Raw genomic sequence first — 10,838 nt, 5'->3', positions numbered from 1 at the left:
CATCAACATGGGGGTTTCTTACCCTCGTTTTCGCCCCCCCCCTCCCGCGGCTCTTTCCTGTAGGGGGGGCGACGCGGCGGGCTTGACCTCCATTCCTCGCTGGGGCCGCCCCCCCGGCCCTCCGGCGGATCAGGCGGTGGGCCGCGGGGCGCGAAGGTGGGCGCGCTCCTTCAGCTCCTCCTCGTCCACCAGCTCGAGCATGGGCTTGCCGGGGGCGCACATCATGGTGACGACGAACTCGGTCCGCTCGTCGGCGAGGGCGTTGCCGTCCTGGTAGTGGATGGCGTCGCCGCCCGGCTCCCAGAAGGTGCCGCCGGCCTCGACGACGCGCTCGGGCTCGCCCTCGAGTTCGAAGCGCACCGCACCCTTGATGACATAGCCGAACGCCGGGCCGGAGTGGCGGTGCGGCGGGGTACCGGGGTCACCGGGCTCCCACTGGACGTGAATGGTCATCGCCGAGGCACCCTCGGGAACGGTGATCGGGGCGGCGTCCTGAAGCATCTTCGCCGCTCGGGTCCAGCTCGGGCCGTCCTCGCCACCGGTTCCGTGACCGTGTCCGTCGTGGCCGTGGTGGGCGTGCTGTGAGTTCTCCGACACTGAATCGCACCTTCCGTGGTTCCACCGTGTCCGGGCGGTCCGTCGTCCGCCGTCACCGTGGTCATGTCCGGTCGTGAAGACCGCTCCACCCTTCTGACCGGAGGTCCGGCGGATCTGTGACACGGGCGACGGCCGGCCGAGTCCGGCGCCCGGGAGCCCGGCCCGGTGTCACAGGTAACGGACCCGTCCTGTCTAGGTGTGACGAGCACGGTGGCACGTCGACGTCCGCCACCGACGTCCACGCCGACCCAGCGGGGTCATCGGCCCCCCGACGGAAGAGATCCAGATGAGAGTCGTCGTTGCAGGTGCCACCGGTCTGATCGGTTCCAGGACCTTCGCCAGGCTCCGGGACCACGGGGTGGAGGTCGTGCCGGTCTCCCGCAGCGAAGGGGTCGACGTGAGCACCGGTCGAGGCCTCGACCAGGCGCTGCGCGCCGCCGACGTGGTCGTGGACGTCACCGACGCGCCCTCCCGGGACGAGGGGGTCGGCACGGAGTTCTTCACCACCGCGACGGGCAACCTCCTCAAGGCCGCCACCGCGGCCGGCGTCGAGCACTACGTGGCGCTGTCGGTGGTGGCCGCCGACCGGGTCGGCTCGGGCTACTTCCGGGCCAAGGCGGCGCAGGAGGACCTGGCACGGCGCGCCACCGTTCCGTACTCCCTGGTGCGCGCCACACCGTTCTTCGAGTCCGTGGCGGCCACCGCGACCGCCGGCACCCGGCCCGACGGTGTGCACGTGCCACCGCTGCTGCTGCGGCCGGTCTCGACGGACGACGTCGCCGCGCTGCTCGCCCATGTCGCGGTGGGCCTACCGCTCTTCGGCGTGCTGGAGGCAGCCGGGCCCGAAGAGCTCCGGCTCCAGGACGCCACCGCCGAGCTGCTGACCGCCCAGGGCCGGCCCCACCCGGTGATCGCCGACGCGCGTGCCCCGTTCTTCGGCGCGGTGCTCGGGGAGCGAGCCCTCCTTCCCGGGCCGGACGCCCATCTGGGCCATCACACGTTCACCCAGTGGCTCACGAACCACTGAGGGCACCGGCGGCGACGCGCCACCGCCCGTGCTTCCCACCCGTCGCCCCGCGGCACACACCGTGTCCGCGGCCGGCGTCGCCGACACCCACGCCGTGCCAGGAAGGCTGCCATGAGTGATCCGTCCCGGCCCACTGAGGCCCCTCTGATCAGTGAGCTCGACCAGCTACCCGAACGTGACCGCGAGGAGACCGCCGAATGGCAGGCCTCCCTCGACGCCGTCGTGCGGAACGCGGGGCCGGAGCGAGCGGTGTACCTGGTGCGGCGGGTGCACGAGTTCGCCGCGAAGTCCGGCATGTCCCTGCCGGGCCTGTTGTCCTCGGACTACATCAACACCGTACCGGCCGCCGTGCAGCCGGAGTTCGACGGTGACCTGGCGCTGGAGTCCAGGATCACCGCGCTCAACCGGTGGAACGCCGCGGCGATGGTCACCCGCGGTTCGCGGCTGGGGCTGGGCGGCCACATCTCCACGTACGCGTCGGCGGCCTGGCTCTACGAGATCGGGTTCAACCACTTCTTCCGGGGCAAGGACGGTGACGGCTCGGGCGACCAGCTGTTCCTCCAGGGGCACGCCTCCCCGGGCATCTACGCCCGGGTGTTCCTCGAAGGGCGGCTGAACAGGGAACAACTGGACGCCTTCCGGCGGGAGGCGGGCGGTCACGGTCTGCCGTCCTACCCGCACCCCCGGCGGCTGCCGTGGCTGTGGGAGTTCCCGACGGTGTCCATGGGCCTCGGCCCGCTCGGCGCCGTCTACCAGGCCCGCTTCAACCGCTATCTGCGGGCTCGCGGCATCAAGGACACCTCCGCATCCCGGGTGTGGGCGTTCCTGGGCGACGGGGAGATGGACGAGCCGGAGTCCATGGCCGCCCTGACACTGGCCTCTCGCGAGGGCCTGGACAACCTGACCTTCGTCATCAACTGCAATCTGCAGCGCCTGGACGGGCCGGTACGGTCCAACTCGAAGATCGTCCAGGAGCTGGAGGCACGGTTCCGCGGCGCGGGCTGGAACGTGGTCAAGACCCTGTGGGGCGAGGCCTGGGACCCGCTGCTGGGGCAGGACACCACCGGCCGGCTGGTTCGGCGCCTGGGCGAGGTGCCCGACGCGCAGATGCAGACTCTGGCCGCGCGGGACGCGGCCTACATACGCAAGAACTTCTTCACCGGTGACGCCCTGTCCGCCCTCTCCGCCTCCCTGAGCGACGCGCAGGTGGTCGAGCTGTTCGAGAACTCCCGGGGCGGACATGAGCCGTTGAAGGTGTACGCCGCCTACCGGGCCGCGGTGGAGCACCGGGGCGCGCCGACGGTGGTCCTCGCGCAGACGGTCAAGGGTCACACCCTGGGCCCGGCGTTCGAGTCCCGCAACGCCAACCATCAGATGAAGAAGCTCACGATGGATCAGTTCCGGGTGCTGCGCGACCTGCTGGAGCTTCCCATTCCGGACAGCGCGCTCGCCGGCGACGAGGTCCCGTACTGGCACCCGGGGGAGAACTCGCCCGAGGTGCGGTACCTGCGCGAGCGCCGGACCGCCCTGGGCGGTCCCGCGCCTGTCCGGCGGGTGAGCGCCAAGCCGTTGCCGGAGCCGCCCGGCGCACCCTTCGCGGCGTTGGAGAAGGGCTCCGGCCACCAGGAGGTCGCCACCACGATGGCGCTGGTCCGGCTGGTGAAGGACCTGATGCGCGACCCGCGAAGCGGAGCCCGCTGGGTGCCGATCATCCCCGACGAGGCCCGTACCTTCGGCATGGAATCGATGTTCCCCACGGCCGGCATCTACTCGCCGCTCGGCCAGAACTACGACCCGGTCGACGCGGACCAGCTGCTCCACTACAAGGAGAGCACCACCGGGCAGCTGCTCGTCGAGGGCATCACGGAGGCCGGTTCCGTGGCCGAGTTCGCCGCTGCGGCGACCTCGTACGCCACGCACGGCGAGCCGATGATCCCTTTCTACATCTTCTACGCCATGTTCGGTTTCCAGCGCACCGGCGACCAGTTCTGGGCGCTCGGCGACCAGATGGGCCGCGGCTTCGTGGTCGGCGGCACCGCCGGGCGCACGACCATGACCGGTGAGGGTCTGCAGCACGGAGACGGGCATTCGCACCTGCTGGCCGCCACCAATCCGGCGGCGATCAGTTACGACCCGGCTTTCGCCTACGAGATCGCGGTGATCGTCCGGGACGGTCTGCGCCGGATGTACGGCGAGCGGCCCGAGGACGTCTTCTACTACCTGACCGTGTACAACGAGCCGAAGCACCAGCCGGCCATGCCGACGGTCCCGGGCATCGAGGAGGGCATCGTCCGGGGCATCTACCGGTTCCGGCCCGCCGACCCCGCCGTGGCCGGACCCCGGCTCCAGCTGCTGTCTTCCGGCACGGCCATTCACTGGGCGCTGGGCGCACAGGAACTCCTCGCCGCCGACTGGGGCGTGCACGCCGACGTGTGGTCGGTGACGTCCTGGACGGAACTGCGCCGGGACGCGATGCGGGCCGACGACGCCCGGATGCGCGGTGAGGAGCGCACGCCGTTCGTCACCCGGGCCCTGGCCGGTGCGCCGGGGCCGGTGCTGGCCGTCAGCGACTGGATGCGGCAGGTTCCCGACCAGATCAGCCAGTGGGTCGAACAGGACTACTACTCCCTGGGCACCGACGGTTTCGGTCTGTCCGACACCCGTGAGGACGCGCGTCGCTACTTCCGGGTGGACGCCGAGTCGATCGCGGTGACCGCCCTGGACCGGCTGGCCCGGGCCGGGCAGGTCCCCCGCGCGACCGTCGCGAAGGCCCGCGCGCGCTACGGCCTCGACCTGTGAGCGGCGACGTGACGCCACCGACCCCGAATGACCCAGCCGTGGACGACAGGTTCGGGGCCCCGCGCCCCGCCGAGCCGTGAGGAGCTGAACGACATCACGACGGTTTCCGTGCCCCTGCCGGCCCTCGGCGAGTCCGTCACCGATGGCGGTCTCCTCCGACAAGGTGGACACCGAGATCCCCTCCCCCGCCACCGGCGTTCTGCTGGAGATCACGGTTGCCGAGGACGAGACCGCTGAGGAGCTCATCGGCATCCGGGACCTGGTGCGCCTGTCGCTGTCGTACGACCACCGGCTCGTGGAGGGGGCGGATGCGGCTCGCTGCCTGACCACGGTCAGGGAGATCCTGGAGTCCGCGGCGTTCGAGGGCGACCTGTACCCCCACTCCGCGCCGTGAGGAGGTGCCGGTGCGGGCGACGGCCCGCACCGGCTGTGCGGGACAGCCGCGTCGTGCTGCCTCGCGTAGCCTCGCAACGCCGGGCCGCGCGAGCAGTTGTCGCCCCCCGTACCGCAACCGACTGACCGGGAACGCTCGGCGATCACCGGTGCTCGGCGCGTAGGGAACCTCGCCGTCGGCGGGTGGGCGGGTCGGCCGCCAGGTCACGGACGTGGACCCAGGCGGTGACCACGCCGCCCTCCTCCCTGCGGTGCACGGGCACCCGCGCGTGGCGCAGGACGGCGGCCATACGTTCATCACCGGACAGGACGAGGCCGTAGAGCGTCGCCCAGCCGCCCATGAGCGCGTGGTAGCCCAGGTGGTGCAGCATGCGGGTGCCCAGGCCACGGCCCTGCCAGGCGTCCTCGACGAGGAGCGCGGCCTCCACGGCCGACTGGTCCGGCATCAGGTGACCCACGGCGACGATGCGGCCCGTGGTGTCCCGCGCGGCCAGATGGACCGAACCGGGGCGGCCCAGCAGTGTGGGCAGGTAGGTCCGGGGATCGGGCATCGCCCGGTGGTAGCGGCTCCACAGGGTCTGCGAGGAACACCGACGATGCATCGCCACGGTGGCGGCGAGGTCGTCGGAGCCTATCGTGATGATCCGCGGTTCGCGGCGCATGAGTTCGTCCTTGCGCGGCCGCGCGGTGCAGCACCTGCACGGCGGACCGGCGGTCGATGGAGCGGGGTGGGAACACCTGACCGGCCGCACCGGTCGAGTGTGACAACGCCGACGAACCGTGCCACCAGAGCGGGTGTGGCCGCGGAGAACGAGCGGCCTGGACCTGTACCAGGACCGCCGTTCTCCGCGCCGGCCGACACATGGCCCTGCCGTGTTCGCCCACGCGTGGTTCGCCCACGCGTGTCCTGCCGCCGTCACAGTCCAGGCAGCAGGACACCGAGGGGGCCGCGGCAGCGACCCCGTCGGTACCACCGAACAGCCTGGCCGCGTGGGCGCTGCGCGGAAGGGTCAGCGCACCGAGCGGGCGGCGTCCTCGATGACTTCGGTGACCTTCCCGGGGTGCGAGACGCTCACCGCGTGGGACGACCGGACCTCCGTGGTGTGGGCGCCGGCTCGCTCTGCCATGAACTCCTGGGCCTTCGGCGGGATGTTGAGGTCCTGCGTGGCGATCAGGTCCCAGGACGGGATGGTCTTCCAGGCCGGCTCGGCCGCGCCCTCGGCCAGGGCGGCGTTGGTGACCGGTCGCTGGGTGAGGGCCATCAGATCGGTCTCGTCACGGGGTACGTCCGCCGCGAACTGGTGCCGGAACTTGTCGTTCTGGATGTAGAGGTCGGTGCCCTGGGAGCCGTCCGCGTTCGTGAACGGCACGGTGCGCAGCGCTGCGCCGAGGGTGCTGCCGGGGAACTTCCCCGACAGGTCGACCGCGCTCTCGCCCTTCTCGGGGAGGAAGGCGGCGAGGTAGACCAGCGCCTTGACGTTCTTGTTGCCGGTGGCGGCATTGCTGATCACCGAGCCGCCGTAGGAGTGACCGGCCAGCACCACGGGACCGTCGATGCCGGCCAGAACGTCCTTGAGGTAGGCGGAGTCGCCGCTCAGGGAGCGCAGCGGGTTGGCGACGGCGACCACCGGATAACCGTCGTGCCGGAGCCTTCTCATGACGCCGTTCCAGCTCGTGGAGTCGGCGAACGCGCCATGGACCAGGACGACGGTGGGCTTGGGCCCCCGTGAGGGGGTGTCCTTGTCGGCGGAGGCGGGGGCGACCGTGGTGACGAGCAGGCCTGCGACGACGGTGGCGCCGGCCAGCACGGTGAGGGAGAGACGGGCCCGGCTGGTGCGGGAGGTGCGGTTCATGTGGAGTGCCTTTCGGAACGGATGGGTGCATCCCGCTCCCGAAGGGGGAACGGGTGGTGTGCTGCTGGCCTTCGACCCCGCACGGCCCGCTGCTCGGGCACGGGTGAGGTGCGCTGCGGCTGTGCCGACGGCACCGTCGCCGCTGCGGGGAGGAAGGCCGCTCGGGGCGGCGGGACGGAGGTCCCGCCGGGCGAACTGCCGTGCAACGTCGGCTGGTTGCTCCGGCGGTTCCTTGTGTCGCCTTTCACCCCTGTGACCGGAGAACCGTCGAAGGCGTGACATGTCGTGACGACGGTTTCCGGGTGAGGGGCATCGCTCAGGACCGGTGCCGGCCGCTGATCTCCCGGTACTCGGCCGCAGTGGGCTTGGGAACCTGTGTACCCGGGCCGTAGAGGGCGCGGCTGAGCCTGCCGCGCAGGCGCTGGGTTCGGCTTTGCATGGCGCCGTCCCCGTCCGGTACGGGTGCGGCCCGCAGGGGCCGGTACTGCTCGTGGGCGGTCAGGGCGTGCAGCCGCGCCTGGCTGAGCGGCTCGTGGATCTCCACGTACTCGCCGTGCGGAAGACGTTTGATGACGCCGCTCTCGCGCCCGTGCAGCACGTTGTCGCGGTCTCGCCGCTGCAGGCCCAGTGCCAGGCGTTTGGTGACGAGGAAGGCCAGGACCGGTGCGACGAACAGACCGATGCGCACGGTCCAGGTGACGTCGTTGACAGAGACGTGCAGCCGGGTGGCGATCACGTCGTTGGCGGCACCCATGAGGGCCACCGCGTAGACGCTGAGCCAGGCCACGCCCAGGGCGGTGCGCACCGGGCGGTTGCGGGGGCGGTCCAGCAGATGCTGGTCGCGGTCGTCGTCCGTGACCCAGGCCTCGATGAAGGGGTAGGCGCCCATGGCCAGGAAGAGCAGCACGCCGATCAGCAGGGGCAGGAGGTTGTCCAGGGCCAGGGTGTGGCCCCAGAAACTGATTTCCCAGCCGGGCATGACACGCAGGAAGCCGTCGGCGACGCCCATGTACCAGTCGGGCTGGGAGTCGGCGGAAACCTGGTCGGGACGGAAGGGCCCGTACTTCCACACAGGGTTGATCTGCGCGACGGCCGCCATGAAGAAGATCACGCCGGACACGAGGAAGAAGTAGCCGCCGGCCTTGACGGCGTACACCCGGAACGGAAGGCCGACGACGTTGCCGTTGGTACGGCCCGGCCCGGGATGCTGGGTGTGCCGGTGGCGTACGGCCAGGGCCAGGTGGCCGACGATCAGGGCGATCATCAGTGCGGGGATGACCAGGATGTGGAGGGTGTTGAAGCGGGCGGTCAGGTCGTGGCCGGGGAACTCTCCGCCGAAGAGGAAGAACGACAGGTAGGTCCCGACGACCGGGATGGAGAGGATCGTGCCGTTCACGACCTGCAGGCCGGTGCCGGACAGAAGGTCGTCGGGCAGGTCGTAGCCGGTCAGGCCGGCGAACATGGCCAGGACGAGCAGCAGGAACCCGAATATCCAGTTCAGCTCTCGTGGCTTGCGGAACGCGCCCGTGAAGAAGACCCGCAGCATGTGCACGAACACGGCGGCGACGAAGACCAGTGCCGCCCAGTGATGGGCCTGGCGGATGAGCAGACCGCCACGGACGTCGAAGGAGATGTGCAGGGTCGAGTTGAAGGCCTCCGACATCAGCTGTCCCCGCAACGGGGTGTAACTGCCCTGGTACACCACCGGTTCGGAGGAAGGGTGGAAGTAGCAGCTCAGGTAGACGCCGGTGAGCAGCAGGATGACGAAGCTGTAGAGCGCGATCTCCCCGAGCATGAACGACCAGTGGTCCGGAAAGGCCAGGCGCCGAGCGGAACGGGCCAGGCGGCGGTGGCCCAGTCGGCTGTCCGACCACCGGGCGAGCCTCTCCCCCGTGCGCCTCTGCCCCGGCTCGGCAGGCCGGCTGTCGTTGGCCATCTCTTCACCCTTCGTTTCTGCGTCACCCGAAGCTCGCCGCGTCCGGCGCCGCGGTCCCCGGCTCTTCCGCAGGAGCGCGGCACCGGCGCGTGTGAGGGCTTCCGATCGCTGCGCAGCCGTAGCTGTCCGTGCCGGGCACCGGCGCGTTCCTCGCTCACGAAGCCCCGATCCACGTTCGGTGCCGGCCCGGGAGCGGCTCGGCGCTGGTCGGTGCGCCGCACGAGCCGTCTCCCGCGGTGGCACCGTCCGTGGCGATCCGGTGGTCCGCGGCGTTGCGGACCCCGCTCGGCACAGCGGGCGGAACGCGCATGTGGCACAGCGCGGCCGACTCGTCCATGGCTGTGCTGTTCGGGCAGGATTCGTGAACTGCTGTCGTAGTCATGACCGGCGAGACGGCTTCGGTGTGACACGAGGCGTTCGGTCGACGTGTCACCGGTATGGCGTGATGTCGGCCGAACGTCACCGTGCGGGACCCGCCGGACTCGGTCACGCCGCACCGGGCGCCCGTCAGCGTGCGACGACGTTGTCCAGCTCCTCACCCGCGGCGAACCGGGTCAACTGGCGTCGGACGAGTTCTTCGAGACGTGGCAACAAGGAAGGGGTGAAGGCGCCGACATGCGGGGTGATCAGCACGCCGGGTGCTCCCCAGAGCGGATGTCCCGGCGGGAGCGGCTCGGGGTCGGTCACGTCGAGTGCGGCCCGCAGCCGTCCCCCGTGTGCCTCCTTGAGCAGGGCACCGGTGTCGACAACGGCGCCTCGGGACACGTTGACGAGCAGTGCTCCGTCCTGCATGCGAGCCAGCAGATCGACGTCGAAGAGCTGACGTGTCAGGGGGGTCAGCGGAGTGGCCAGTACGACCACGTCCGCCTCCGCGATGAGCCGGGGCAGGCGCGTGACGGAGTGGACCGGCCCCCGGGGTGAGTCCCGGTCGTCGCGCGCGACGCGGGTCACGGCGCAGCCGAAGGGTGCCAGGAGTTCTTCCAGAGCGGACCCGACGGCGCCGTAGCCGACGATGAGCACGGACCGCTCGTACAGGGAGGGGAAGACGTGCGGCCGCCATGCCTCGCGGTCCTGGTCGTGCACCAACTCCGGTATTCCCCGCAGGGAGGCGAGGATCAGGGTCAGGGCCAGCTCCGCCGTGCTCCCGGCGGGGACGCCTCGCGCGTTGCACAAGGTCACGTCACGCGGGACCCGGTCCAGTTCCGCCCGCAGTTCGTCGGTACCGGAACTGAGTGCCTGAACCACCCGGAGACGTGTCATGCGGGCGAGGGGCTTGCCGATGATGTCGATGTCCTGGGTCAGCGGCGGGACGTAGAACTCCACCTCTGCCGCGACGATCACCGCCACCCCGCGCGAGCAGGCAGCTGACTCGCCGTCACCGCTGTCACAGGCACGGCCGACGTGCTGTCTTGCTGGACATGCGCCCTGTCACAGCGAGAGCACCGATCGCCCGGCCCCGACCCGACTCCTACGCCGTCACGGCGGAGTTCTACGACATCCTCCAGGCAGACGACGACGAGAGGCTCGTCCGTGACCTCTACGGCCGGGAAGTCGCGAAGGCCCGTCTCGGCGTCCTGGACATCGGTGCCGGTACCGGGCGGGTCACGCTGATGAGCCTGGCCGAGTCCCGGGTCGGCGTGCACGCCGTCGAGCCGGCCCGGGCCATGCGCACGTCCTTGATGACCCGCCTCGCCGCCCTGCCCGCGCGGCAGAGGGAGCGGGTGACCGTGCACCCGCACACCCTGGACGAGGCGGCTCTGCGCGCGGTCGCGGACGTGGCCGTCTGCCACAACGCTGTTGCCTGTCTCCCGCCGGCCGCGCGGCGCGCGCTGTGGCCCGCGATCGGCGCGGCCCTCGTCCCCGGCGGTTCGCTGTTCGTGCAGCTGCCGCCTGCCCGGCTTCCTGCCCGGAGCGTCCTGCGGGTCCTGCCCGAGCAGCGGGTCGGCGAGCACACGTACGGCGGAGACATGGTGATGTCGGCCGCCGGTGACCGCATCCGCACCCGCGTCGACTACTGGGTCCGGAGTGCGGAAGGTGTGCTGCGGGAACACACCGAGACGTTCTGGATGTGGCCCGCCTCGCGCTCGCGGATGATCGACGACCTGGCACGGCACGGATTCGTCCCGCCGCCGGGGCACGACGATCCGGACGTCCTGGCGGTGACGCTCCGATCCCCCTGGTGAGACAACGGATCACACGTCCCGGTCCGGTGGGCCGGGCCGTGACGTGTGTC

The 10,838-nt window shown here is 70.9% G+C and carries 8 protein-coding genes and 1 pseudogene; 4 read left to right on the top strand and 5 right to left on the bottom strand.

Annotated elements, in window-relative coordinates; genetic code table 11:
* Positions 1-129 precede the first annotated feature (129 nt).
* Positions 130-597, bottom strand: a complete 468-nt coding sequence (locus ACZ7OO_RS24185; protein WP_471507511.1) for a cupin domain-containing protein — start codon at positions 595-597, stop codon at positions 130-132.
* A 286-nt stretch (positions 598-883) separates the two neighbouring features.
* Here ACZ7OO_RS24185 and ACZ7OO_RS24180 point away from each other — a divergent pair, with 286 nt between their 5' ends.
* The 3 genes and pseudogenes from ACZ7OO_RS24180 (at position 884) to ACZ7OO_RS24170 (ending at position 4,817) form a co-directional block, all read left to right on the top strand.
* Positions 884-1,624 carry an SDR family oxidoreductase gene (locus tag ACZ7OO_RS24180; protein WP_471507509.1) on the top strand — a complete coding sequence of 247 codons (741 nt, stop codon included), beginning with the start codon at positions 884-886 and terminating at the stop codon, positions 1,622-1,624.
* 111 nt (positions 1,625-1,735) lie between these two features.
* Positions 1,736-4,423, top strand: coding sequence for a pyruvate dehydrogenase (acetyl-transferring), homodimeric type (aceE, locus tag ACZ7OO_RS24175; protein ID WP_471507507.1), 2,688 nt, complete (start codon positions 1,736-1,738; stop codon positions 4,421-4,423).
* A 27-nt stretch (positions 4,424-4,450) separates the two neighbouring features.
* Positions 4,451-4,817: pseudogene (locus tag ACZ7OO_RS24170) on the top strand (2-oxo acid dehydrogenase subunit E2).
* Positions 4,818-4,959: 142 nt separating this feature from the next.
* Here ACZ7OO_RS24170 and ACZ7OO_RS24165 read toward each other — a convergent pair.
* From ACZ7OO_RS24165 to ACZ7OO_RS24150, 4 genes are all read right to left on the bottom strand, one after another.
* Positions 4,960-5,478, bottom strand: a complete 519-nt coding sequence (locus tag ACZ7OO_RS24165) for a GNAT family N-acetyltransferase (RefSeq protein WP_471507505.1) — start codon at positions 5,476-5,478, stop codon at positions 4,960-4,962.
* A 348-nt stretch (positions 5,479-5,826) separates the two neighbouring features.
* Positions 5,827-6,669: an alpha/beta fold hydrolase gene (locus tag ACZ7OO_RS24160; protein ID WP_471507503.1), complete on the bottom strand. Its 843-nt coding sequence runs from the start codon at positions 6,667-6,669 to the stop codon at positions 5,827-5,829.
* Positions 6,670-6,985: 316 nt separating this feature from the next.
* The gene (gene qcrB, locus ACZ7OO_RS24155) at positions 6,986-8,605 is read right to left on the bottom strand and encodes a cytochrome bc1 complex cytochrome b subunit (RefSeq protein WP_471507501.1); all 1,620 of its coding nucleotides are present in this window, start codon (positions 8,603-8,605) and stop codon (positions 6,986-6,988) included.
* 507 nt (positions 8,606-9,112) lie between these two features.
* A complete protein-coding gene (locus ACZ7OO_RS24150) occupies positions 9,113-9,946 on the bottom strand; it encodes a 2-hydroxyacid dehydrogenase (protein WP_471507499.1) in 834 nt (277 codons plus the stop codon).
* A 77-nt stretch (positions 9,947-10,023) separates the two neighbouring features.
* Here ACZ7OO_RS24150 and ACZ7OO_RS24145 point away from each other — a divergent pair, with 77 nt between their 5' ends.
* On the top strand, positions 10,024-10,788 hold the full coding sequence (locus ACZ7OO_RS24145) for a class I SAM-dependent methyltransferase (protein ID WP_471507497.1): 765 nt from the start codon (positions 10,024-10,026) through the stop codon (positions 10,786-10,788).
* The last annotated feature ends 50 nt before the right edge of the window (positions 10,789-10,838 follow it).

The organism is Streptomyces sp. NPDC111744, from assembly GCF_055634995.1.
The sequence above is the reverse complement of the archived record's forward strand: the minus strand, read 5'-3'. Positions and strand labels throughout refer to the sequence as shown.